A 23632-nucleotide genomic window follows, 5' to 3' on the forward strand; every position below is an offset into this window, starting at 1 on the left:
GGAAAAAGGCCGCTTGCTTTCAAGCTTGATTTTGAAGCGGGCGCGCCCAACTGCTTTCACCATATCTTAGGGAATCCGGTCGCAGTGCCTGCCGTATCAGGCGCCCGCCCATCTCCACCCAATGGCAACCAACTTCCTGACCCAGATCTTCGGCAGTCGCAACGACCGGCTCCTCAAGCAGTATCGCAAGACGGTGGAACGCATCAATGCGCTCGAACCCGAGTTCGAGAAGCTCAGTGACGATGCGCTGCGCGCCAAGACACAGGAGTTCAAGGACCGCATCGCCAAGGGCGAAACGCTCGACGACCTGCTGCCGGAAGCCTTCGCCACCGTGCGCGAAGGCTCCAAGCGCGTCATGAAGATGCGCCACTTCGACGTCCAACTGCTCGGCGGCATGGCGCTGCACAACGGCAAGATCTCCGAAATGCGTACCGGCGAAGGCAAGACGCTGACCGCCACGCTGCCGGTGTACCTGAATGCGCTGTCGGGCCAGGGCGTGCACGTGGTCACGGTGAACGACTACCTGGCCAACCGCGACGCGACCTGGATGGGCCGCCTCTACAACTTCCTCGGCCTCTCGGTGGGCATCAACCTGCCGCAGATGCCGCGCGAGGAAAAGCAGGAGGCCTACCGCAGCGACATCACGTACGGCACGAACAACGAGTACGGCTTCGACTACCTGCGCGACAACATGGTCTACGAGCCAGGCGACCGGGTCCAGCGCGGGCTGAACTATGCGATCGTCGACGAAGTGGATTCGATCCTGATCGACGAGGCCCGCACGCCGCTGATCATCAGCGGCCAGGCCGAAGACCACACCGACCTTTACCTTGCCATCAACAAGGTGGTGCCGCTGCTCACCAAGCAGGAAGGCGAAGCCGATCCGCGCACGGGCGAGGGCGTCACGGTGCCCGGCGACTTCACGGTCGACGAGAAGACCCACCAGGTGTTCCTGACCGAAGACGGCCACGAGAATGCCGAGCGCATCCTGGGCGAGCTGAAGCTGATTCCCGAGGGCGCATCGCTCTACGACCCGGCCAACATCACGCTGATGCATCACCTGAATGCGGCGCTGCGTGCACGCCACCTGTACCACCGCGACCAGCACTACGTGGTGCAGCAGGGCGAGGTGGTCATCGTCGACGAATTCACCGGCCGCCTGATGACGGGCCGCCGCTGGAGCGACGGCCTGCACCAGGCCGTGGAAGCCAAGGAAGGCGTGGAGATCCAGGCCGAGAACCAGACGCTGGCTTCCATTACCTTCCAGAACTACTTCCGCCTGTACGGCAAGCTGGCCGGCATGACCGGCACGGCGGACACCGAAGCCTACGAGTTCCAGGAGATCTACGGCCTCGAGACCGTCATCATCCCGCCCAACCGCGTCAGCAAGCGCGAAGACCAGCTCGACCGCGTCTACAAGACGACGCGCGAGAAGTACGAGGCGGCCATCCAGGACATCCGCGAGTGCTACGAGCGCGGCCAGCCGGTGCTGGTGGGCACCTCGTCCATCGAAAACTCGGAAATCATCGACGGCCTGCTTACACAGGTGGGCCTGCCGCACCAGGTGCTGAATGCCAAGCAGCATGCGCGCGAAGCCGACATCGTGGCGCAGGCCGGCCGCACGAAGATGATCACCATCGCGACCAACATGGCCGGCCGCGGCACCGACATCGTGCTGGGCGGCAACATCGAGAAGATGATCGAGGCGATCGAGAACGACGAAGGCCGCGATGAAGCCACCAAGCAGGCCGACATCGAGCACGTGCGTGCCGAGTGGACCAAGGACCACGAGTTCGTCAAGTCGCTCGGCGGCCTGCGCATCATCGCGACCGAGCGCCACGAATCGCGCCGCATCGACAACCAGCTGCGCGGCCGTTCGGGCCGCCAGGGCGACCCGGGCTCCTCGCGCTTCTACCTGAGCCTGGACGATCCGCTGATGCGCATCTTCGCGGGCGACCGCGTGAAGGCGATCATGGACCGCCTGAAGATGCCCGACGGCGAAGCCATCGAGGCCGGCATCGTCACGCGCAGCATCGAGAGCGCGCAGCGCAAGGTCGAGGCGCGCAACTTCGACATCCGCAAGCAGCTGCTCGAATACGACGACGTGTCGAACGACCAGCGCAAGGTGATCTACCAGCAGCGCAACGACATCCTCGATGCGGGCGACCTCACGGCGCAGATCGCGGCGCTGCGCGAAGGCTGCTTCACCGACCTCGTGCGCCAGTACGTGCCCAGCGAATCGGTCGAAGAGCAGTGGGACCTGGACGGGCTCGAGAAGAGCCTGTTCAACGAGTGGGGCATCGACATGCCGCTCAAGAAGGAAGTCGAAGCCTCGGACGCCATCGCCGACGATGACATCGTCGAGAAGGTGCTCAAGAACGCCAACGAAACCTTCGACGCCAAGGTCGCGCTGATCGGCCAGGAGAACTTCACCCAGTTCGAGCGCATGGTGCTGCTGCAGAGCATCGACACGCACTGGCGCGAGCACCTGGCCTCGCTCGACTACCTGCGCCAGGGCATTCACCTGCGCGGCTATGCGCAGAAGCAGCCCAAGCAGGAATACAAGCGCGAAGCCTTCGAGCTCTTCGGCCAGCTGCTCGACTCGGTGAAGAACGAAGTCACGCGCCAGCTGATGACAGTGCGCGTGCAGTCGGGCGAGCAGCTCGAGGAAGCCGCGGAAGCGATGGAAAACCGTGGCGAGAACGTCTCGAACATCACCTACTCGGCACCGACCGAGACGGGCGAGGTCGAGATCCGCGTAGACGAGGAAAACCAGCGCCGCATCGCGGCTGCCGGCCTGGGCGCGCTCAGCGCGGAGGCCGCGGCTTTCGCGCGCGTCGGCCGCAACGATCCGTGCCCCTGCGGCAGTGGCAAGAAGTACAAGCAGTGCCACGGCAAGCTCAGCTGACCCCGCAACCCATTCGTTAGAGAAATCGCCATGCCAGTGAACCTGTCCGCTCCCGATCCTGCCGCCTTGTTCGCGGTGCCCGGCGTCCGCATCGGCGTGGCCGAAGCAGGCGTACGAAAGGCCAACCGCAAGGACCTGACGGTCGTGCTGATCGACGAAGGCTCGGCGGTCGGCGGGGTGTTCACCCAGAACCGTTTCTGCGCCGCGCCGGTGCAGGTCTGCCGCGACCACCTGGCCGCGAACTACGGCATCCGCGCGATGGTGATCAACACCGGCAATGCGAACGCCGGCACGGGCGAAGACGGCCTGATGCGCACGCGCTCCACCTGCATTGCGCTCGCGCGCAAGCTGGAGATCGCGCCCGAGCAGATCCTGCCGTTTTCCACCGGCGTGATCATGGAGCCGCTGCCCGTCGACCGCATCGAGGCGGGCCTGCCGGCCGCACTGGCCGATGCCGATGCGAACCACTGGGCGCGCGCGGCCGAGGGCATCATGACCACCGACACGATCCCCAAGGCCTTCAGCCAGCAGGTGCAGATCGGCGGTGCCACGGTCGCCATCACCGGCATCAGCAAGGGTGCCGGCATGATCCGCCCGAACATGGCGACCATGCTGGGCTTCATGGCGACCGACGCGAAGATCGATCCCTCGCTGATCCAGCCGCTGGCCAAGCTGTTGGCCGATGCTTCGTTCAACCGCGTGACCATCGACGGCGACACCTCGACCAACGACTCGTTCGTGGTCATCGCCACGCAGAAGGCGGCGCACGCCCCCATCACCTCGCTCGACTCGGCCGATGGCCAAGCGCTGGTGGCCGCGATGCAGAATGTGGCTCGCCAGCTGGCGCAGGCCATCGTGCGCGACGGCGAAGGCGCGACCAAGTTCATCACCATCCAGGTCGACGGCGGCAAGGACGCTGCCGAGTGCAGGCAGGTGGCGTACGCGGTGGCGCATTCGCCGCTGGTCAAGACGGCCTTCTATGCCAGCGACCCGAACCTGGGCCGCATCCTCGCGGCTGTGGGCTACGCGGGCATTGCCGACCTCGACCAGACCGGCATCGACCTGTTCCTCGACGACGTGCACGTGGCGGTCAAGGGCGGGCGCAACCCGTCGTACCGCGAGGAAGACGGCCAGCGCGTGATGAAGCAGAGCGAGATCACTGTGCGCATCGGCCTGGGCCGCGGCAATGCCAGCGAGACCGTGTGGACCTGCGACTTCAGCCACGAATACGTGACGATCAACGCCGACTACAGATCCTGATGACCCCCACGCTCCGCACTTCGTGTCGTCGCTGCCCCCCGAGGGGGCGCTCTACGCCCTTCGGACGGCCGGGCGGGCGCAGATGAACGAGCAGTTCCAGAAGCTGCTCGAGCGCGCCGAACAGCTGATCGGCCGCATCGAGTCGATCCTGCCGCTGCCCCTGGCCGCGCCCGCCGACTGGAACGCGTCGATCGCCTGGCGCTACCGCCGCCGCAGCTCGGGCCACGGCGTGCTCGAGCCCGTGAAGCACGTGGCCGCGATGGCACTCGACAGCCTGAAGGAAATCGACGTCCAGAAGGAAAAGATCGAGCGCAACACCCGCCAGTTCGTCGAAGGCAAGCCGGCCAACAACGTGCTGCTGACGGGCGCGCGTGGCACGGGCAAGTCGTCGCTGATCCGCGCCTGCCTGCAGGCCTACGCGCCGCAGGGCCTGCGCCTGATCGAGGTCGACAAGGCCGAACTGACCGACCTGCCCGACATCGTCGAGGTGGTCTCGCAGCGGCCCGAGAAGTTCATCGTGTTCAGCGACGACCTGAGCTTCGACGAGGGCGAGCCGGGCTACAAGGCGCTCAAGTCGATCCTCGACGGCTCGATCGCGGCCTCGACGCCCAACGTGCTGATCTACGCGACCAGCAACCGGCGCCACCTGCTGCCCGAGTACATGAAGGACAACCTCTCGTACACCCACACCGAGGATGGCGAGGTGCATCCGGGCGAAGTGATCGAGGAAAAGATCTCCCTGTCGGAGCGCTTCGGCCTCTGGGTGAGTTTCTATCCCTTCAGCCAGAACGAGTACCTGGCGATCGTCGCGCAGTGGCTCTCGTCGTTCGGCGTGGACAAGGCTGCCATCGAGGCCGCGCGGCCCGAGGCGCTGGTCTGGGCGCTGGAGCGCGGCTCGCGCAGCGGCCGCGTGGCCTACCAGTTCGCGCGCGACTACGCGGGCCGGAGCAACGCGTGACCGAAGCGCGCAAGCACACCGAGGTCGCGGTTGGCGTGCTGATCCGCCTGTCCGACGACGCACTGCTGCTCTCGACCCGGCCCGAAGGCAAGGCCTATGCGGGCTACTGGGAGTTTCCCGGCGGCAAGATCGAGGCGGGCGAGACGGTCGAACAGGCATTGCGGCGCGAGCTGCATGAAGAGCTCGGCATCACCATCGACGGCGCCGAAGTCTGGAAGGTCACGGAGCACGACTACCCGCATGCGCTGGTGCGCCTGCACTGGTGCAAGGTCACGGCCTGGAGCGGCGAGTTCGAGATGCGCGAGGGCCAGCAGATGGCCTGGCAACAGCTGCCGCTGGAGGTGGCGCCGGTGCTGCCGGGTGCCTTCCCGGTGCTGCAATGGCTGTGCGAAGAGCGTGGCCTGCCGTTCGTGGCGCCGCCGGTTGTCGCGCCGGCTTCCTGATTGATGCACCCCAAGTACCGTCCGGACATCGACGGGCTGCGCGCCATCGCGGTGAGCTCCGTGCTGGTTTACCACGCCTTCCCGAAGGCGCTGATGGGCGGTTTCGTCGGGGTCGACATCTTCTTCGTGATCTCGGGTTTCCTGATCACGACCATCATTCTCCAAAGCCTCGCGGCGGGCGACTTCACCTACCGCGACTTCTACGAGCGGCGCATCCGGCGGATCTTTCCGGCACTGATCGTTGTGTTGCTGGCAACGCTGCTTGCCGGCTGGTACCTGCTGCTGTCCGACGAGTTCGCCGAGCTGGGCAGGCAGTCCGTGGGCGGCACGACGTTCGTCGCCAACCTGGTGTTCTGGGGTGAATCGGGCTACTTCGACACGGCCGCCGAAACCAAGCCGCTGCTGCACCTGTGGTCGTTGGGCATCGAGGAACAGTTCTACATCTTCTGGCCGCTGCTGCTTGGGCTCGCATGGCGCAAGCGCTGGCCGATCGTGCGCGTGGTGCTGGCGGTGGCGGCGGTCTCGTTCGTGGTGAACGTGGCGACGGTGCACCCGCTGCCGGCGGCGTCGTTCTACTCGCCGGCCTCCCGTTTCTGGGAGCTGATGGTCGGCGGCATCCTGGCCTGCATGCGGCTGCGCCCGCCGGCGCCCAGCGCATGGCGCAGCCATGTGCAGTCGGTGCTGGGCGTCGGGTTGATCGTGCTCGGTCTGGTGATGATCCGCAGCAACAAGGCGTTCCCGGGCTGGTGGCCGCTGCTGCCCACGCTGGGCGCGGTGAGCTGCATCGCGGCGGGGCCGGCCGGCGTGCTGAACAGGTACCTGCTGTCGAACCGCGTGATGGTGTGGGTCGGCCTCATCAGCTATCCGCTGTACCTGTGGCACTGGCCGCTGCTGGCGTTCGTGCGCATCGTGGAAGCCGATCCGCTGCATCCGGTGCCGGCCTACCGCGCCGCCGCGTTGGTGGCGAGCGTGCTGCTGGCCTGGGCGACGTACCGCTTCGTGGAGCGCTTCGCGAGGAATCGTCCGGGTGCAGGCACGTTGAAGGCGCTGGGCGCCGGCATGGTGCTGGTGGCCGTGGCGGGCGCCGCCATCTTCCTGGGCGTGCCCGAGCCGCGCAACAGCAGCCCCAAGCTGCAGACCGTGGCCAACGCCACGCTGGACGCCGATTACTACGGGGGCTTCAAGCTCGACCAGATCGGCGAGCAACTGATCTACAAGGTCGGTGGCGGGCCTAGGCGGGTGCTGTTCCTGGGCGACAGCCACGTGCAGCAGTACGCGCCGCGCGTGATGGAACTCGCACGCACGCTGGCGATGGAAGGCAAGTCGGCCTGGTTCGCGACCCAGGGCGCCTGCCCCGCGGTGCCCGGCGTGTACGCGGACAAGAACATCGGCTGCGCCGAGCGGCGCGACGCGATGCTGGCCTATGCGCTGGGCCCCGAGGTCGACTCGGTGGTGATCGGCGGTTGCTGGAACTGCTACTTCGTCGGCCAGGGCGCCACCGACTACTACTTCCGCGACAGCAGCAACAAGATCCACCCGTTCCAGAACGGCGACGGCATCGAGCGTTCGCTGGCTTCGATGGAGTCCACGCTGCGCGAGCTGGCGCGCCACAAGAAGGTCTACCTGCTGCTCGACAACCCTGCCGGCACGGAGTTTTCGCCGAAGCGCCTGATCGAGGGCAGCCGCCTGACGCACATGGAGGTCATGACCTCGACGCCGACGGCGCCGCTGCCGGCCGACCAGAAGCAGCTCAATGACCGGCTGCGCGCGATCGCAGCCGCGAGCGGGGCCGAAGCCATCGACGCCATGGCGGTGCTGTGCAAGGCCGACCAGTGCTTGCGCACGATGCCCGACGGTTCGCCCGCCTACAAGGACGCCGACCACCTGCGCCCACGCTACACCCGGGAAGAGGCGAGCTACTTCGACCGCACGGTGCGCACCGCGCCTGCCGCACAGCAGCCGTCGCGCTGAGCGGGCCTTCGCCAACCATGCATCCCAAGTACCGCCCCGACATCGACGGCCTGCGTGCCATCGCGGTGGGCTCGGTGCTGGCGTACCACGCCTTTCCGAGCCTGCTGCCGGGCGGCTTCATCGGGGTCGACATCTTCTTCGTGATCTCGGGCTTCCTGATCACGACCATTCTTCTGCAGAGCCTGGCCGCGGGCGATTTCAGCTACCGCGATTTCTATGCGCGGCGCATCCGGCGCATCTTTCCTGCGCTGGTGCTGGTGCTGCTCGCGACGCTGGCTTTCGGCTGGTATGTGCTGCTGCCGGGCGAGTTCTCGCAGCTCGGCAAGCAGACCACCGGCGGGGCCGCCTTCTTTGCCAACCTCGTCTTCCTGGGTGAGGCGGGCTACTTCGATGCGACGGCCGAGACCAAGCCGCTGTTGCATCTGTGGTCGCTGGGCATCGAGGAGCAGTTCTACATCTTCTGGCCCCTGCTGCTGGGGCTGGCCTGGCGCAGGCGCTGGCCGATGCTGCGCGTGACGCTGGCGGTGGCGGTGATCTCGTTCCTGGTCAACGTGCTGACCGTGCAGCCGCACCGCGCGGCGGCGTTCTATTCGCCGCTGTCGCGTGCGTGGGAGCTGATGGCCGGCGGCCTGCTGGCGGCGATGCGGCTGCAGGCCGCCAGCAATGGTTCGGCGCAGCCGCGTCCGTGGACGAAGCATGTGCAGTCCGTCGTCGGCATGGGCCTGATCGTGCTCGGCCTCTTCATGACGCGCAGCACCAAGGCGTTTCCGGGCTGGTGGGCGCTGCTGCCGGTGCTGGGCGCGGTGAGCTGCATCGCCGCCGGTCCCAACGGCGTGCTCAACCGGTATCTGCTGTCGAACCGCGTCATGGTGTGGATCGGGCTGATCAGCTATCCGCTGTACCTCTGGCACTGGCCGCTGCTTTCGTATGCGCGCATCGTGGCGGGCGGGGAGCCGCCGCTGCAGGTGCGCATCGTGCTGGTGGTGGCGGCAGTGGTGCTGGCCTGGGCCACTTATCGTTTCCTGGAACGCTTCGTCAAGCTTCATCTCTCGCAAGGCATGCTGCGCGGACTCGCGGGCGGCGGCGCGGCGCTGGCGCTGGCCGGCGCGCTGGTCTTCCTGGGGACGCCTCCTCCGCGCAACGACAGCCAGGCCCTGCAGGCGGTGGCCGACGCGACGCGCGAAGACAACTACTACGGCGGCTTCGAGGAGACCGCGCTGGGCGGGCAGTTCGTCTACCGCGCCGGCAGCGGCAGGCACAACGTGCTGCTGATCGGCGACAGCCACGTCGAGCAATACGCACCGCGCGCGCTCGAGCTGGTGCGCACGCAGCCCGGCAGGGCCCGCACGGTGTACTTTGCGACCAAGGGCTCGTGCCCGCCCGTGCCCGGCCTGTTCAGCAGCGCCGACACGGGGTGCGAGGAGCGGCGCCAGGCCGTGCTCGACCTGGCGCTCAAGCCGGACATCGATTCGGTGGTGATCGGGGGCTGCTGGAGCTGCTATTTCACCGGCGCCGGGCCCACGGTGAACTACTTCCTGGACGACCGGAAGGCCGTGCACCCGTTCCTCAACGGGGACGGCATCGAGCTGTCGCTGAAGTCGCTGGGCGAGGTGCTGAAGCGCCTGTCGGCGCACAAGACGGTCTACCTCGTGCTCGGCAATCCGGTCGGGATGGATTTCGATCCGCTCAAGCAGATCCAGGGCAGCCGGCTCGGAGGCATGACGGCCGCCGGCGGACAGCTCAAGGCCCCGATGCCGCAAGACCAGGCCGTGCTCAACGCGCGGCTGAAGCAGGTGGCCGAGGCCAACGGCGCACGGGTCATCGAGCCTTTTGCGAGCCTGTGCGCCGATGGCCAGTGCATTCGCAGCATGCCCGACGACGGGTCGCCGGCCTACAAGGACATCGGCCACCTCCGGCCCAGGTATGCACGCAGCTTTGCGACGTACATCGACCCTGCATTGCTCGACGAGGACGCCGGCGGCAAGTAGCCCTGCGGCGGCCTACTGGATCTTCGGGTCGCCGAAAGGCTCGTCGTCCGGCGGCGCTTCGGCCGGCATGCGGAATTCTTCGCTGGCCCAGGCGCCCAGGTCGACGCCCTTGCAGCGCGCGCTGCAGAAGGGCCTGTAGGCGTTGCTCGGCGCGTAGATGCTGTCGCCGCCGCATGTGGGGCAGCGGACGATCCGCTCGCCCTTGCTGTTCAACCGCGTTGTCATGCGCAGAGGGTCAGCTCGAAGGGCGCGTCGTTCGAGCTTTGATGAAGGCGGTCGTCCGCGTCGTGGTGCATCAGGCGCACCGAGACCATGAGGCGGTTGCCGCTGATTTCAGGGATCAGGCCGAGCTTGGGGTCGATGCGCAGGCGCAGCAGCTGGAAGCTGCGGCCCTGCGGCAGGTTCTGCTGGAACTGGCCATTGCTGGCGATCACCTTGTAGGGCACGTCGGCGTCGCGCAGCAGCTTGAGCAGCAGGTAGATCGACGAGGCCAGCGGTGAGAGGGTGTTCGACCAGCGTTCGAGATCGGCGCGGCGGCTGGCGGCGGGGCGGTGCTGCCAGGCGTAGTAGGCGGGCAGGTCGAACTCGCAGGTGCCGCCCGGGATGCCGGCGCGGCTGCGAATGCTCATGAGCCACTCGTTCTCGGTCAGCGCCTGGCCGGCCTTGCCGGCCACGCTGTTGAGGGCGGTGAAGTTGCCTTCGAGCTGGCCGACGACCTGGTCGAGCACGGCCTCGGCGATGGCCGGATTACCCCGGTAGCTGTTGAAGACGTTCTTGTGCTTGTCGAGGTCGCGCAGCACGTCGGCCTTGAGGTCGGCGCGCGCGGCGACGTCCATGATCTCGAAGATCGTGACCAGGGCGTAGTGATGGGACAGCGGCGATTCAGCGGGCACCAGCTCGCCGAGGCGGCGAAACAGGTGCTCCAGCCGCAGGTACGTGCGGATGCGCTCGTTGAAGGGGTACTCGTAGAGGATCACGCGTATCGGTTTTTCACGTCGGGTTCGGGCTCATTGCGATTTGGCGACCGGTGGCGGGAACACCTCGCGCACAGCCTCCAGCATACGCTGCCCAAAAAGAATGTAACCCCGGGTCGAAACGTGGGTCTCGTTGGCGGGGAAAAGATCCTTCACCTTGAATCGGTTCTGCTCGGCCAGCGCAAACAGGTCCGGCCCGATATTTTGCGGGTTGAATGCGGCGCGGAATGCATCGGCATGGTTTTGTTGCAAATACACGGTGGTCTTGTTGGGCACGACCATCCACATCACCTTGTAGGGTGCGGCCGTGCGCTCGAAGCGCTTCATGAATTGCGCGGACTCGGCTGTCAGCGCCGCGTTGACACGGTCTTCGGCGGTCATCAGCAGCTTGTCGCAGGCGCGGTGGCTGAACTGCTTGCAGCCATCGGGCACCACGCGCGCGTCGATCAGCGGGCCCCAGCGCTCGGGCGTGTTGGTCCAGCTGTCGGAGGCCAGGATGGCCTTGGTGTTGTGGTACGTGAACCAGCCGCTGAGCAGCTGGGCGTCCCAGTTGAGCTGGAAGCCGGGCGCGGGCCTGGCCGGGTTCTCGAACGGCGGCGGCGTCGGCTTGAAGGCGTGCTTCATCGCCTTGCAGCTCTCGGACTTCTCGATGCGGTCCTGCAGCAGGCGCTCGATGCTCTCGACGATCACGACCTTGCCCTTGAAGCCCGACTTCTCGAGCCAGCCCGGGAAGTCGTCGCACAGCGTGCCGCCGAGATTGTCCCAGTGGGTGGTCGTCATCTTGTAGCCTGCGCCCACGAGGGACGCCTGCCAGGCGTAGCGCACGGAGAAGCTGTCGCCGATCACCAGGATGTCGGATTCGTTGATTGGCCAGGTCTTGACGTCGGCGTCGGGAATCGGCGGCGGTGGCACTTGCCAGCCGAATTCGCGCTCCGAGATGCGGCCGATGCGGGTCAGGTCGCCGTAGGGAACGGGGGTGAAGAGGCTGGCGACCAGCAGCGCGCAGCACACCAGGTAGCCCGCGGCGAAGATGCGAAGCCAGGTCCTGGCCGATTTCGTGTCTTCCATCTCAGCTCTCCACTGCACTCCGAATGGTCTCCAGCGCATGAACCGGGCATGCTCCATTCGCGGGACGCCGTGGAACCGGCTTTGCCGGGCCACCGGCGTCGCCCCCGGCGAGGGGGTAGGAGAAGCGACACGAAGTGCGCGAAGCCTGGGGGAGATTCATTTCAGAACTGGAAATAGAGGAACGGGCTGTAGCTGCCGAACTTCGACACGCACAGGCCAAAAAGATAGACGCAGCCCAGGCCCGTGACCCAGGTGGCCAGGCGCTGGAGGCGGGGGCGTCCGGCCAGGCCCGCGACGTTGGGAATCCAGCGGTCGAGCGTGATGGTGGGCGGCAGCGCCAGGCAGATCACCAGGCCGGCGAAGACGGTCTGGAAGAACTCGGGCTTGCGGAACGGCACGCGGAACTCGCTGAAGGCCGACACGGGCGCGCCGTGCAGGCCCAGCATGCCCTTGTAGATCTCGACGGCGGCCGTCATGCTGTCGGCCCGGAACACAACCCAGGCGATCATGACGCACAGGAAGGTGATGAACCAGCCGGCCACGCGGCCGAGCACCGTGCTTCCGGTCTTGTCGCGCCGGACCTTCGCGTTCCAGAAGTGGTTGACCATCAGGTACGCGCCGTGCAGTGCACCCCAGATGACGAAGGTCCAGGCCGCGCCGTGCCACAGGCCGCCCAGCAGCATCGTGAGAAAGAGATTGATGTAGCGCCGCGCCGGGCCCTTGCGGTTGCCGCCGAGCGGCACGTAGAGATAGTCGCGCAGGAAAGTCGACAGCGAGATGTGCCAGCGCCGCCAGAACTCGATCATGTTGGTCGACTTGTAGGGCGACCTGAAGTTGAGCGGCAGCTGCACGCCCACGCACAGCGACAGGCCCACCGCCATGTCGGAGTAGCCCGAGAAGTCGAAATAGATCTGCAGCGTGTAGGCCAGCACACCGAACCAGGCCGTGTACAGCGAGGGCATCACGCCTTCGTGCACGCCCTTGAACATCATGTCGGCGTACTGCCCCAGCGGGTCGGCGATCAGCATCTTCTTGGCCAGGCCGAAGACGAAGATGCCCAGTCCGAGCGCCACGTTGTTCGCGTTGAACCGGTAGGTGGCCGGATTGTTGAACTGCGGCATCATCTGCGCGTGATGCAGCACCGGGCCCGCGATCAGGTGCGGGAAGTAGGTCACGAACAGCGCGTAGTGGACAAAGCTGCGCTCGTGCACCTTGCCCTGCCAGCAGTCGACCAGAAAGGCGATCTGCGTGAACGTGTAGAACGAGATGCCGATCGGCAGCACGATGTGCACCAGATCGATCTGCGAGAAGCCCGCAGCCGCCAAGCCGGCATCGACGTTTTCCAGGAAGAAGTTGGCGTACTTGAAGACGGCCAGCACCCCGAGGTTGACCACCAGCGCGATGATCAGCAAGGCCTTGCGATGCTTGTCCTCGCGGCCCGGAGAAGGCGTCAGCCGCAGCCCGAACCAGTAGTTGATGCAGATCGACCCCAGCAGGAGGGGCAGTGCCTTGACGCTCCACCACCCGTAGAAGAACAGTGATGCCAGTGCCAGGAAACCCGCCGCCGACCGGGGGCTGCGCGTACCGATCAGGAAGAAGCCGATCAGGACCAGCGGGAAGAAAACGAAGATGAAGGAATACGAATTGAAAAGCATCGTGAGGGGCGCTGAGGCGTGCGCCGTTTGACGTGGTCGTCGTGTAGCCGTCGCGGCGTCAACGCCAAATTATCGCGTGCCTGCCCGAATCCACCGTTCCCAGAGACCTTGAACCTGCTGGCCGAGTTCCTCCAGCGTCAGGGACTCGTTGAAAATGACCGCATCGGCGGCGGCCCGGCGTGCCGGGCGCGTGGCCTGCTGGGCAATCACCGCCTTGACCGCTTCGGGTGCCCAACCCGAGCGTGCGACGACGCGTTTCAGCTGCGTTTCCTCGGTGGCGTCGACCACCAGCACCCGGTCGACGAGGGCGCGCCAGCGGCCGGATTCAACGAGCAGGGGAACATCGAACACGACGACCGCGTCCTCGCCGGCGGCCGCGGCCAGGCGCTGCGTTTCGGCGCCGATCAAGGGGTGGAGGATGGATTCGAGGCGGGCCTTGGCGCCTGCATCCGCGAACACGATCTGCCGCATGGCGGCCCTGTCCAGGCCGCCGTCGGGGGCAATGATTTCGGCGCCGAAAGCGGCTTCGAGGGCCGGCATGGCAATGCCGCCCGGGAGCGCGATGGCCCGCGCGATGGCGTCGGTGTCCACCAGCACCGCCCCCTGGGCAACCAACAGCCCCGCGACGGTACTCTTGCCGCTGCCGATGCCGCCCGTCAGGCCGATGCGCCGCACCATGCGGTGTATCAATGGATCAGTGCGCCGAGGGGAAAGGCGAACGGAATCCATTGCCTCACGATTTCGGGGCCCGCCACGAGGCAGACGAGGCCCGCGCCGGCCAGGAAGGGGCCGAAGGCGATGGGAATGTCCTTGTGCGCCAGTTTGCCGGCGACGCGCAGCGTCACACCGATCACCGCGCCCACCAGAGAAGAGACGAGGATGATCGCGATGAGGTAGTCGGCGCCGAGCCAGGCGCCCAGCGCGGCGAGCAGTTTGAAGTCTCCATAGCCCATGCCTTCCTTGCCCGTAACCAGGCGAAAGCCATGGTACACAAGCCAGAGGCTCAGGTAGCCGAACACGGCACCCCAGACGGCGGAGCTCAGCGGCACGCCGGTCCAGCCCATGGCCGCACCGACCAGGCCGAGCCAGAGCAGGGGGTAGTTGAGCGAGTCGGGCAGGAACTGGGTGTCGAAATCGATCAGGAACTGGCAGATCAGCAGGGCGCCGAATGCGGCCCAGAGCACCCCGGTCGGCGTGATGCCGAAACGCCAGGCGCAGAGCGCGAACAGCGCGCCCGTGACCAGTTCGACCAGCGGGTAGCGAGGACTGATCGAAGTCTTGCAAGACGCGCAGCGCCCGCGCAGCACGAGATAGCTCAGCACGGGGATGTTCTCGTACCAGCGGATCTTGTGCCCGCAGTTTCCGCAGCGCGATGCGGGACGGGTCAGGTCGAAAGGGGGCTGCGCTTCGAGGACTGCGGCGGCCTTGTCGGCAGCCGCTTCCAGCCCCGCGGGAGGCGACACCTTTGGACCGAAGGCCAGCGACCACAGCGAGGGCGCATCCTTCGACGGCATGAGGTTGGCAACGGCATCGGCGAGCCAGTCGCGATACATCATCACTGGCGTGCGGTAGATGACGACGTTCATGAAACTGCCGATCAATAGCCCCAGCACACCGGCGAACGCGGTGTCGAACTCCCTCGAAACGAGCATCAGACGACCTGGCCGAGCTTGAAGATGGGCAGGTACATCGACACCACGATGCCGCCGATGATGGTGCCGAGGAACACGATGATGATGGGTTCCATCAGGCTCGAGAGGCCCGCGACCATGTCGTCCACTTCCGATTCGTAGAAGTCGGCGGCCTTGCCCAGCATGTGGTCGATGGAGCCCGATTCCTCGCCAATCGCGGTCATCTGGATCACCATCGACGGGAACAGGTTGGCGTTGGTCATGGCCGAGGTCAGGCTGGTGCCCGTGGAAACCTCCTGCTGGATCTTCGCCGTGGCGTCGCCATAGACACTGTTGCCCGAGGCGCCGCCCACCGAGTCGAGGGCTTCGACGAGGGGGACGCCTGCCGCGAACATCGTCGCAAGCGTTCGTGTCCAGCGTGCAACGCAGGATTTCTCGATCAAGGTGCCGAAGATCGGAATGCGAAGCAGCAGGCGGTCCATGACCTTCTGCACGCGCTCGTTGCGCTTCCACGCCTGCATGAAGAAGTAGAGGCCGCCGCCGATGCCGCCGAAGATCAGCCACCAATACGAGACGAAGAATTCGCTCATGGCCATCACGAACAGCGTTGGTGCGGGAAGGTCGGCCCCGAACGAGGTGAACACCTGCTTGAACGCGGGAATCACGAAGATCATGATGATCGCGACCACCACAAAGGCCACGACCACCACCGAGGTCGGGTACATCAACGCCGACTTGATCTTGGATTTGATCGCCTCGGTCTTCTCCATGTACGTGGCAAGGCGGTCCAGCAGGTCTTCCAGAATACCGGCCGCTTCGCCGGCCTCCACCAGGTTGCAGTAGAGGTTGTCGAAATACTTCGGGAACTTGCGGAAGGCGGCCGACAGCGAGGTGCCGGTTTCCACGTCGCTGCGGATGTCGTTGAGCAGCTTGGCCACGCTCGCGTTCGCATTGCCGCGCCCGACGATGTCGAAGGACTGCATCAAGGGCACGCCGGCCTTCATCATGGTCGCCAGCTGGCGCGTGAAGATGGCGATGTCCTTGGGCTTGATCGCCTTGCCGGAGCGCATGCGGCGCTTCTTGATCTTGGAGGCGAGCACGCCCTGGCGGCGCAGTGCAGCCTGTACCTGGTTTTCGCCGGCGGCCCGAAGTTCGCCGCGCACCGCCTTGCCGTTGCGGTCCTTGCCTTCCCATTCGAAGACAAATTCCTTGTGCGTGGGCTGGGAGCGGGTGGATGCCACTGTTGCCATTCGATCTCCGGTTCTCAGTGTGTGTTCGTTATTCGTTGGTGCAGGCCACCACTTCTTCCAGCGAAGTGAGACCTTGCATGACTTTTCGCAGACCCGACTGGCGCAGCGAACGCACGCCTTCTTTTTCGGACTGCTGAGCGATGTCGAGCGCGCTGCCGTCGCGCAGGATGATTTCCTGGATGGCTTCCGAGATCGGCATCACCTGGTAGATGCCCACGCGGCCCTTGTAGCCGCCGTTGCAGGCGGAGCAGCCGACGGGGCGGTAGGGCTTCCAGGTGCCGTCCAGATCTTCTTCCCTGAACCCTGCGTCGAGCAGCGTTTCGCGCGGAACGTCGGCCGGCATGCGGCAGAGGGTGCACAGCCGGCGGGTCAGGCGCTGCGCGGTAATCAGGATCACGCTCGATGCGATGTTGAACGGCGCGATACCCATGTTGCGCATCCGCGTGAGCGTCGTCGGCGCGTCGTTGGTGTGCAGCGTGGAGAGCACCAGGTGGCCCGTTTGCGCGGCCTTGATCGAGATGTCGGCGGTTTCGAGGTCGCGGATTTCGCCGACCATGATGATGTCCGGATCCTGCCGCAGGAAGGCGCGCAGTGCGGCCGCGAAGGTCAGTCCCGCCCGTTCGTTGACGTTGACCTGGTTGACGCCGGGCAAGTTGATTTCCGACGGATCTTCCGCCGTCGCGATGTTGACGCCCGGCTGGTTCAGCAGGTTCAGGCAGGTGTAGAGCGACACCGTCTTGCCGGAGCCCGTGGGACCGGTCACCAGGACCATGCCGTAGGGCCGGCCGATGGCGTGAAGGAGCCGTTCCTTTTCGTCTGCGTCGTAGCCCAGAGCGTCGATGCCCAGGCGCGCGCTGCTGGGGTCAAGGACACGAATGACGATCTTCTCGCCGAACAGCGTGGGCAAAGTGCTCACGCGGAAGTCGATGACGCGATCGGGCCCGATCTTGAGCTTCATGCGGCCGTCCTGCGGCACGCGCTTCTCCGAGATGTCGAGCCGCGAGATGACCTTGATGCGCGACGCCAGCTTGTCCTTGATGACGGTGGGCGGGCTGGCGATTTCGCGCAGCTCGCCGTCGATCCGGAACCGTACGCGGTACTGGTGCTCGTAGGGCTCGAAATGGATGTCCGATGCGCGCATGCCGATCGCGTCGAGCAGCATCTTGTGGAGAAAGCGCACGACCGGCGCGTCTTCGACTTCGGCGACCGCCTGCTCGTTGCTGTCGCCCGAGGTGTCGGCCGTGACGTCGTCGAACTCGAACTCGCTGCCGACGATGTTGTTGATCGTTTCCGCTGCACTGACGGCGGCGGCTTCGATCATTCGCGACAGCTTGTCGTATTCCGCGATGACCCAGTCGACGCCCATCTGGGAAGCGAACTTGATCTTCTCTGCCGCCTGTTGGTCCGAGGGGTCGGCTGTTGCAACAATCAGACGGTTGTTGCGCTTGCTGAGGACGACGATGCGGTACGCATGGCACAGCTTCGGGTCGAGCAGGTCCTTGGGCAGGCGCTGGGGATCGATTGCGTCGAGGTCGAGCAGCGGGGCGCCGAAGGCGGTGGAAAGGGTGTGGGCGAGATCGGCGGCCGAGACGGCGCCAGAGCCGGTCAGCTCCGCGATGAAGCTGGTGCGGCCGCTCAGGGACTTCTGGTAGATGTCCTCGGCCACCCTGGCAGGAAGCTTGCCTGCCGACACCAGGGCGCGTGCAAGCCCTGGGAGGGCAATCTGCGAGGTTTCTTTAACTGGAAGTTCGGCTGCGGCCATTCAACGGATGAAAAAGATGTGAAAAAATGCTTCACGATCATCGCTGAACAGTCCTTTGCTGTAAATCGCTACACAGCAACAGGCATGGCCATTTATTTATGCCAGCCAATGGCTGGTCGGGGTGAGAGGATTCGAACCTCCGGCCTCTACGTCCCGAACGTAGCGCTCTACCAGGCTAAGCTACACCCCGATGGTTGCAAGAAAAAAGAGAAATCGTCCTAGATGCCAACTCAGGTGAGGTGTTCAGGCACGTCGCTCAAGCAACTGAGCCGCCAATTGTAGCAAACCTGAAGCATGCAAATTGGACGGGAGGTCCTTCAATGCATGAATTGCTCGCTGTGCCTCGGCGGCGGCGGCGGCGCGCGAGGCAGCAAGGGCGCCGGTTTCGCGCACGATCTCGACGATCTTGCCCAGCTGGGCGGTGTCGCCCGCTTGGATGGCGGCGCGCACCAGTTCGCTCTGCGCCGGGGTTCCGTGCTGCATCGCGAAGATGAGCGGCAGCGTGGTCTTGCCTTCGCGCAGGTCGTCGCCGACGTTCTTTCCTGTCTCGTTGGCATCGCCCGCGTAGTCCAGTACGTCGTCGATCACCTGGAAGGCGGTGCCGAGCGCCTGTCCGTAAGTGGCGCAGGCTTCCTCCACTTCGGCGGTGGCGCCCGCCAGCACGGCCGCCAGGCGGGTGCTGGCTTCAAACAGCTTCGCGGTCTTGGAGCGGATCACGCGCAGATAGGCGGCCTCATCCAGCGATGCGTCGTGCATGTTCATCAGCTGGAGCACCTCGCCCTCGGCGATCACGTTGGTTGCTTCGGCCAGGATCTGCATGACGCGCATGTTGTTGGCATCCAACATCATCTGGAACGCGCGCGAATAGAGAAAGTCGCCGACCAGCACGCTGGCCGGGTTGCCGAACGATTCGTTGGCAGTCGCCCGGCCGCGCCGAAGGGTCGATTCATCGACCACGTCGTCGTGCAGCAGGGTGGCTGTGTGGATGAACTCCACGACGGCCGCCAGATTGAAGCGCTGCTCGCCCGTATAGCCCAAGGCGCCCGACATCAGCAGCAGGAGCGCCGGCCGCAGGCGCTTGCCGCCAGCCGAGATGATGTATCTTGAAACTTGGCTGACCAGCGGCACGCCCGTGTCGAGGCGGCGGGCGATCACACGGTCGACTTCGACCATGTCGCCGGCAATCAGGTCCAGCACGGTGGCGGTGGGGGAGGTGTCGGCGGCGGGAACTGGCAAAGCGGAGGCGCGGAGCGCTGCGGAGGATGAGGGCGACCCAGGCTGGGGAAGGGCCGGAAGGCGCAAATTATAGGGAGCCGCCACGGTTTGCCGGGAGCGCTTCGGGTCGGGAGTGGTTAGCAAGCACAAACCGCGCTATAATCTTGGGCTCTGCGGAATTCGCTGCGGAGACTCATTTCTAAGAGGTTTACATGTACGCGGTCATAAAAACCGGCGGCAAGCAGTATCGCGTTGCTTCCGGCGAAAAAATTAAAGTAGAACAGATTGCTGCGGACGTAGGCCAGGAAATCGTGATCGACCAGGTTCTGGCCGTCGGAAACGGCGCTGAAATCAAGGTTGGCACGCCCCTGGTGTCCGGCGCAACGGTGACAGTCACGGTACTGTCGCACGGCAAGCACGACAAGGTGCACATCTTCAAGATGCGCCGTCGCAAGCACTATCAGAAACGTCAAGGCCATCGCCAGCAGTTCACCGAACTGCAAATCGGCGCGATCGCCGGCTAAGGAGCACATTCCATGGCACAGAAAAAAGGCGGCGGCTCAACGCGAAACGGGCGCGATTCCAAGCCCAAGATGCTCGGCGTGAAGGCTTTCGGCGGCGAACTGATCAGCGCAGGCTCGATCATCGTGCGCCAGCGCGGCACCCAGTTCCATCCCGGCGTGAACGTCGGCGTGGGCAAGGACCACACGCTGTTTGCCCTGGTCGACGGCCACGTGTCGTTCGGTCACAAGGGTGCACTCAACAAGCACACGGTCAACGTGACCCCCGCGGCGTAAGCCTCGAGTCACTTCGAACTGCCCGAGGCCCCGCATTGCCGGGGCTTCTTCATTTGTAAACTGGACATCCCATGAAGTTCGTCGACGAAGCCTTCATCGACATCGCCGCGGGCGATGGCGGCAACGGCTGCGTGTCGTTCCGTCATGAGAAGTACAAGGAATTCGGCGGCCCCAACGGCGGCGACGGCGGCCGTGGCGGCCACGTGTTCGCGGTGGCCGACTCGAACCTCAACACCCTGGTCGACTTTCGCTACTCGCGCCGGCACGAAGCCAAGCGCGGCGAGCACGGCATGGGCTCCGACATGTTCGGTGCCGCTGGCGACGACATCACGCTCAAGATGCCGGTTGGCACGATCATCTCCGACGCCGAAACGGGCGAAGTGCTGTTCGAGCTGTTGAAGGAGGGCGAGGTCATCACCATCGCCAAGGGCGGCGACGGCGGCTTCGGAAACATGCGCTTCAAGAGCGCCATCAACCGCGCGCCGCGCCAGAAGACCCCGGGCTGGCCCGGCGAGAAGCGCAGCCTCAAGCTCGAACTCAAGGTTCTGGCCGATGTCGGCCTGCTCGGCATGCCGAACGCAGGCAAGTCGACGCTGATCAGCGCGATTTCGAACGCCCGCCCGCGCATCGCGGACTATCCCTTCACCACGCTGCACCCGAACCTGGGCGTCGTGCGCGTGGGCCCGGAGCAGAGCTTCGTGGTGGCAGACCTTCCCGGCCTGATCGAAGGCGCTTCCGAGGGCGCAGGCCTGGGCCATCTCTTCCTGCGGCACCTGCAGCGCACGCGCCTGCTGCTGCATGTGATCGACATGGCGCCGTTCGACGACAACGTCGACCCGGTGGCACAGGCCAAGGCCATCGTCGGCGAGCTCAAGAAGTACGACGCCGCACTCTACGAAAAGCCGCGCTGGCTCGTGCTCAACAAGCTCGACATGGTGCCGGCCGAAGAACGCGCAGCGCGCGTCAAGGACTTCGTGAAGCGCCTGCGCTTCAAGGGGCCGGTGTTCGAAATCTCGGCGCTCACGCGCGAAGGCTGCGAACATCTGGTGCAGGCCATCTATCAGCAGGTCAAGGCGCAGCAGGTGGCCGAGCATGCGCCGGTGGTCGTCGACCCGCGCTTCACGCCGCTGCCTCCCGAGGGCGCTTAGCGGCACCGCAGCATTGCCCGTGATGCTGCCAACGGACAGATAGACAGACAAAAGCAACCTCGCAGCATTCACCGCAAAATGACCTCGAACTCCGGATCCACAGCCTTGCGGGATGCCCGCCGTATCGTCGTCAAGGTGGGCTCCAGCCTCGTGACCAACGAGGGGCGCGGCCTCGACGAGGCAGCCATCGGCGAATGGTGCCGGCAACTGGCCGCGCTGGTGCGCGAGGGTCGCGAGGTCGTCATGGTGTCGAGCGGAGCGATCGCCGAAGGCATGAAGCGTCTCGGCTGGCGAACCCGGCCGCACGAGGTCCATGAACTGCAGGCCGCCGCGGCTGTGGGGCAGATGGGCCTGGCCCAGATGTACGAAACCAAGCTGCGCGAAAACGAGATAGGCAGTGCGCAGGTGCTGCTGACCCATGCCGACCTGGCCGATCGCGAGCGCTACCTCAATGCCCGTTCGACGCTGGTCACGCTGCTCAAGCTGGGCGTGGTGCCGGTCATCAACGAGAACGACACCGTCGTCAACGACGAGATCAAGTTCGGCGACAACGACACGCTCGGCGCGCTCGTGGCGAACCTCGTCGAGGCCGACGCACTGGTCATCCTCACAGACCAGAAGGGCCTGTACACGGCCGACCCGCGCAAGGACGTCGACGCGAAGTTCGTGCACGAAGCCGCCGCCGGCGACCCGGCGCTCGAGGCCATGGCGGGCGGCGCCGGCTCCAGCATCGGCCGCGGCGGAATGATCACCAAGATTCTTGCGGCCAAGCGCGCGGCCGGCTCGGGCGCCTCCACCGTCATCGCCTGGGGGCGCGAGTCCGATGCTCTGCTGCGCCTGGCGCGAGGCGAGTCCATCGGTACGCTACTGGTGGCGCAGACAGCCAAGCACCAGGCCCGCAAGCGCTGGATGGCCGATCACCTGCAACTGCGCGGCGCCGTCGTTGTCGACGCGGGCGCTGCCGCCAAGGTGCGGGCCGAAGGCAAGAGCCTGCTGCCGATCGGCATGACCAGCGTCTCGGGCGAGTTCTCGCGCGGCGACGTGATTGCGGTGCGCGACGTCGATGGCGTCGAACTGGCCCGGGGCCTGGCCAACTATTCGAGCGTGGAAGCGCGCCTGCTGTGCCGCAAGCCCTCGAGCGAATTCGAGCGCCTGCTGGGCTATGTCGCGGAACCGGAGATGGTCCATCGCGACAACATGGTGCTGATGCCCAACTGATGAAAACAACAACGGGGCGCAAGGCCCCGTTGATGGATTGACTACTGCACTTCCCGTATCGGGTTGCGTATGTTCTGGACCATTTCCCCGATCGAGGCGCGCGGCGCATTGCCGCGGCACAGGGCCTGGCGCGACAGCGCCCGGGTGTAGCTCGAATTCAGGTCGTTCAGGCGCTTCCACTCGGGCTTGGCGACGTCTTGCCAGGCGCCGTTGTTGTAGCGCGCATAGCTCTTCATTTCCGCGGTCGAGCAGCGCACGCCTTCATAGAAGGCATTGACGGCGCCGCCATTGCGGTTGTGCGCCACCACCACGTAGCGCACGATGCCGTCGCCCGTGATCGCGATCGTGTTCGGGTCGATGCCGAACTTCAAGCTCATGTACGGCGGCATTTCGATCGGCAGCAGGCGGCTTTCGCTGAAGGCCGGCGGTGGGGGCGTTGCGGTTTCCTCCCACTCCTTGTCCGTCTCGTAGCGCTTGGGCGGCAGCGGCATGCCCCCCTGGGCCCAGTCGGGATTGTCCGTGTCGTGCGGTCCCGAGGCGCATCCCGCAAGGATGCCGAAGCAGGCCAGAAGAAGGACGCGTTCAGCGTTGCGTCGGAAGGAACGGCGCTTTGTTGTCGTGGACAGGAGGTTCATCGCTCGCAGAAGGAATGTCGGGATGCGGATCGAAACTGCCGCCGGGCGGCAGGTCCAGTCCGGGAGGCGCCCCGGCGTCCAGCGAATGGCGCTCGAATTCTCGGGCGCGCACGTTGCTGCGCAGGAAGCGGTTGCGGAAATCCTGCCGTGGCAGGTAGCGAGCAAGCTCGGTCAGCGCCATCTCATAGACGCCGCGCTTGAACTCGACGACCACGTCGAGCGGCACCCAGTAGTCATGCCAGCGCCAGGCGTCGAATTCGGGATGGTCGGTGGCACGCAGGTTGAGATCCCAGTCGTGGCCGGTGAGTTGCAGCAAATACCAGATTTGTTTCTGGCCCTTGTAGTGGCCCCGTGCGTCACGGCGGATGAACCGATCCGGCACCTCGTAGCGCAACCAGTCGCGGGTACGGGCCACGATGCGCACGTGCTCCGGATGGAGCCCCACTTCCTCGTGCAGTTCCCGGAACATGGCTTGCTCGGGACTTTCGCCGCGGTCGATGCCGCCTTGCGGAAACTGCCAGGAATGCGTGCGTATGCGTTTGCCCCAGAAAACCTGGTTTCTCTGGTTGAGCAGGATGATGCCGACGTTGGGCCTGAAGCCGTCCCGGTCGAGCATAATCAAACCCCAATTTTTGAACTGAGTCGATTATGCATGCCGGGTTGCCGTCGGCAAGCTGCCGATGCCAGGCTCTCAGGGTCTCTCCGGGGGAGCAGTCCCCCACTTCCAAACTTCGAATCCAGCGAATCCATC

Annotated in this window: 21 protein-coding genes and 1 tRNA gene; 10 read left to right on the top strand and 12 right to left on the bottom strand. The window is 65.4% G+C overall.

Features of this window, described 5'->3' with window-relative positions; translation table 11 throughout:
* The first annotated feature begins 121 nt into the window (after positions 1–121).
* The 6 genes from secA (at position 122) to AC1DFC_RS11950 (ending at position 9528) form a co-directional block, all read left to right on the top strand.
* A complete protein-coding gene (gene secA / locus AC1DFC_RS11925) occupies positions 122–2908 on the top strand; it encodes a preprotein translocase subunit SecA (protein ID WP_413314768.1) in 2787 nt (928 codons plus the stop codon).
* A 30-nt stretch (positions 2909–2938) separates the two neighbouring features.
* Positions 2939–4168 (top strand): bifunctional glutamate N-acetyltransferase/amino-acid acetyltransferase ArgJ, encoded by a 1230-nt coding sequence (gene argJ, locus AC1DFC_RS11930; protein ID WP_413335221.1) that lies wholly within the window; start codon positions 2939–2941, stop codon positions 4166–4168.
* An 82-nt stretch (positions 4169–4250) separates the two neighbouring features.
* Positions 4251–5126, top strand: a complete 876-nt coding sequence (locus tag AC1DFC_RS11935; protein ID WP_478179352.1) for an ATP-binding protein — start codon at positions 4251–4253, stop codon at positions 5124–5126.
* Complete coding sequence (locus tag AC1DFC_RS11940) at positions 5123–5569, top strand: NUDIX domain-containing protein (protein ID WP_007833225.1); 447 nt, start codon at positions 5123–5125, stop codon at positions 5567–5569. The genes AC1DFC_RS11935 and AC1DFC_RS11940 overlap by 4 nt, the downstream gene beginning before the upstream one ends.
* 3 nt (positions 5570–5572) lie before the next feature.
* Positions 5573–7540, top strand: a complete 1968-nt coding sequence (locus AC1DFC_RS11945; protein ID WP_478179300.1) for an acyltransferase family protein — start codon at positions 5573–5575, stop codon at positions 7538–7540.
* Positions 7541–7557: 17 nt separating this feature from the next.
* Entirely contained in the window at positions 7558–9528 is a 1971-nt protein-coding gene (locus AC1DFC_RS11950; protein ID WP_413335219.1) for an acyltransferase family protein, read from the top strand.
* A gap of 12 nt (positions 9529–9540) precedes the next feature.
* On the opposite strand, the gene AC1DFC_RS11955 is transcribed toward AC1DFC_RS11950, so the two are convergent.
* From AC1DFC_RS11955 to AC1DFC_RS12000, 10 genes are all read right to left on the bottom strand, one after another.
* Positions 9541–9753, bottom strand: a complete 213-nt coding sequence (locus AC1DFC_RS11955; RefSeq protein WP_007833230.1) for a DNA gyrase inhibitor YacG — start codon at positions 9751–9753, stop codon at positions 9541–9543.
* On the bottom strand, positions 9750–10505 hold the full coding sequence (gene zapD / locus AC1DFC_RS11960) for a cell division protein ZapD (protein ID WP_007833232.1): 756 nt from the start codon (positions 10503–10505) through the stop codon (positions 9750–9752). The genes AC1DFC_RS11955 and zapD overlap by 4 nt, the downstream gene beginning before the upstream one ends.
* A 30-nt stretch (positions 10506–10535) precedes the next feature.
* Positions 10536–11570 (bottom strand): hypothetical protein, encoded by a 1035-nt coding sequence (locus AC1DFC_RS11965; protein ID WP_007833234.1) that lies wholly within the window; start codon positions 11568–11570, stop codon positions 10536–10538.
* Between the two features lie 161 nt (positions 11571–11731).
* Positions 11732–13225, bottom strand: a complete 1494-nt coding sequence (locus tag AC1DFC_RS11970) for an MBOAT family O-acyltransferase (RefSeq protein WP_478179301.1) — start codon at positions 13223–13225, stop codon at positions 11732–11734.
* Between the two features lie 69 nt (positions 13226–13294).
* Complete coding sequence (gene coaE, locus AC1DFC_RS11975) at positions 13295–13903, bottom strand: dephospho-CoA kinase (RefSeq protein ID WP_007833238.1); 609 nt, start codon at positions 13901–13903, stop codon at positions 13295–13297.
* 8 nt (positions 13904–13911) lie between these two features.
* Positions 13912–14877 (bottom strand): prepilin peptidase, encoded by a 966-nt coding sequence (locus AC1DFC_RS11980; protein WP_478179302.1) that lies wholly within the window; start codon positions 14875–14877, stop codon positions 13912–13914.
* Entirely contained in the window at positions 14877–16106 is a 1230-nt protein-coding gene (locus AC1DFC_RS11985) for a type II secretion system F family protein (protein WP_007833240.1), read from the bottom strand. The genes AC1DFC_RS11980 and AC1DFC_RS11985 overlap by 1 nt, the downstream gene beginning before the upstream one ends.
* A 28-nt stretch (positions 16107–16134) precedes the next feature.
* Positions 16135–17868, bottom strand: a complete 1734-nt coding sequence (gene pilB / locus AC1DFC_RS11990; RefSeq protein WP_413314776.1) for a type IV-A pilus assembly ATPase PilB — start codon at positions 17866–17868, stop codon at positions 16135–16137.
* Between the two features lie 113 nt (positions 17869–17981).
* A tRNA-Pro gene (locus AC1DFC_RS11995) sits at positions 17982–18058 on the bottom strand.
* Positions 18059–18111: 53 nt separating this feature from the next.
* Positions 18112–19104: a polyprenyl synthetase family protein gene (locus AC1DFC_RS12000; RefSeq protein ID WP_478179353.1), complete on the bottom strand. Its 993-nt coding sequence runs from the start codon at positions 19102–19104 to the stop codon at positions 18112–18114.
* 191 nt (positions 19105–19295) lie between these two features.
* Here AC1DFC_RS12000 and rplU point away from each other — a divergent pair, with 191 nt between their 5' ends.
* From rplU to proB, 4 genes are all read left to right on the top strand, one after another.
* Positions 19296–19607, top strand: coding sequence for a 50S ribosomal protein L21 (gene rplU / locus AC1DFC_RS12005; RefSeq protein ID WP_007833243.1), 312 nt, complete (start codon positions 19296–19298; stop codon positions 19605–19607).
* 12 nt (positions 19608–19619) lie between these two features.
* Positions 19620–19880: a 50S ribosomal protein L27 gene (gene rpmA / locus AC1DFC_RS12010; RefSeq protein ID WP_007833244.1), complete on the top strand. Its 261-nt coding sequence runs from the start codon at positions 19620–19622 to the stop codon at positions 19878–19880.
* Positions 19881–19951: 71 nt separating this feature from the next.
* Entirely contained in the window at positions 19952–21028 is a 1077-nt protein-coding gene (gene cgtA / locus AC1DFC_RS12015) for an Obg family GTPase CgtA (RefSeq protein ID WP_007833246.1), read from the top strand.
* A gap of 78 nt (positions 21029–21106) precedes the next feature.
* Positions 21107–22246 carry a glutamate 5-kinase gene (proB, locus tag AC1DFC_RS12020; RefSeq protein WP_413334056.1) on the top strand — a complete coding sequence of 380 codons (1140 nt, stop codon included), beginning with the start codon at positions 21107–21109 and terminating at the stop codon, positions 22244–22246.
* 41 nt (positions 22247–22287) lie between these two features.
* On the opposite strand, the gene AC1DFC_RS12025 is transcribed toward proB, so the two are convergent.
* Entirely contained in the window at positions 22288–22737 is a 450-nt protein-coding gene (locus tag AC1DFC_RS12025) for a CNP1-like family protein (RefSeq protein WP_237726091.1), read from the bottom strand.
* 91 nt (positions 22738–22828) lie between these two features.
* Positions 22829–23497 carry an RNA pyrophosphohydrolase gene (locus tag AC1DFC_RS12030; protein WP_007833253.1) on the bottom strand — a complete coding sequence of 223 codons (669 nt, stop codon included), beginning with the start codon at positions 23495–23497 and terminating at the stop codon, positions 22829–22831.
* Positions 23498–23632 lie beyond the last annotated feature (135 nt).

Source organism: Variovorax sp. 10L421 (genome assembly GCF_056395365.1).

Bases quoted from the DNA above. Each gene is read 5' to 3' on its own strand.
- secA (WP_413314768.1), top strand. From the start codon at position 122: ATGGCAACCAACTTCCTGACCCAGATCTTCGGCAGTCGCAACGACCGG.
- argJ (WP_413335221.1), top strand. From the start codon at position 2,939: ATGCCAGTGAACCTGTCCGCTCCCGATCCTGCCGCCTTGTTCGCGGTG.
- AC1DFC_RS11935 (WP_478179352.1), top strand. From the start codon at position 4,251: ATGAACGAGCAGTTCCAGAAGCTGCTCGAGCGCGCCGAACAGCTGATC.
- AC1DFC_RS11945 (WP_478179300.1), top strand. From the start codon at position 5,573: ATGCACCCCAAGTACCGTCCGGACATCGACGGGCTGCGCGCCATCGCG.
- AC1DFC_RS11950 (WP_413335219.1), top strand. From the start codon at position 7,558: ATGCATCCCAAGTACCGCCCCGACATCGACGGCCTGCGTGCCATCGCG.
- AC1DFC_RS11955 (WP_007833230.1), bottom strand. From the start codon at position 9,753: ATGACAACGCGGTTGAACAGCAAGGGCGAGCGGATCGTCCGCTGCCCC.
- AC1DFC_RS11965 (WP_007833234.1), bottom strand. From the start codon at position 11,570: ATGGAAGACACGAAATCGGCCAGGACCTGGCTTCGCATCTTCGCCGCG.
- AC1DFC_RS11970 (WP_478179301.1), bottom strand. From the start codon at position 13,225: ATGCTTTTCAATTCGTATTCCTTCATCTTCGTTTTCTTCCCGCTGGTC.
- coaE (WP_007833238.1), bottom strand. From the start codon at position 13,903: ATGGTGCGGCGCATCGGCCTGACGGGCGGCATCGGCAGCGGCAAGAGT.
- AC1DFC_RS11980 (WP_478179302.1), bottom strand. From the start codon at position 14,877: ATGCTCGTTTCGAGGGAGTTCGACACCGCGTTCGCCGGTGTGCTGGGG.
- AC1DFC_RS11985 (WP_007833240.1), bottom strand. From the start codon at position 16,106: ATGGCAACAGTGGCATCCACCCGCTCCCAGCCCACGCACAAGGAATTT.
- pilB (WP_413314776.1), bottom strand. From the start codon at position 17,868: ATGGCCGCAGCCGAACTTCCAGTTAAAGAAACCTCGCAGATTGCCCTC.
- rplU (WP_007833243.1), top strand. From the start codon at position 19,296: ATGTACGCGGTCATAAAAACCGGCGGCAAGCAGTATCGCGTTGCTTCC.
- rpmA (WP_007833244.1), top strand. From the start codon at position 19,620: ATGGCACAGAAAAAAGGCGGCGGCTCAACGCGAAACGGGCGCGATTCC.
- cgtA (WP_007833246.1), top strand. From the start codon at position 19,952: ATGAAGTTCGTCGACGAAGCCTTCATCGACATCGCCGCGGGCGATGGC.
- proB (WP_413334056.1), top strand. From the start codon at position 21,107: ATGACCTCGAACTCCGGATCCACAGCCTTGCGGGATGCCCGCCGTATC.
- AC1DFC_RS12025 (WP_237726091.1), bottom strand. From the start codon at position 22,737: ATGCCGCTGCCGCCCAAGCGCTACGAGACGGACAAGGAGTGGGAGGAA.
- AC1DFC_RS12030 (WP_007833253.1), bottom strand. From the start codon at position 23,497: ATGCTCGACCGGGACGGCTTCAGGCCCAACGTCGGCATCATCCTGCTC.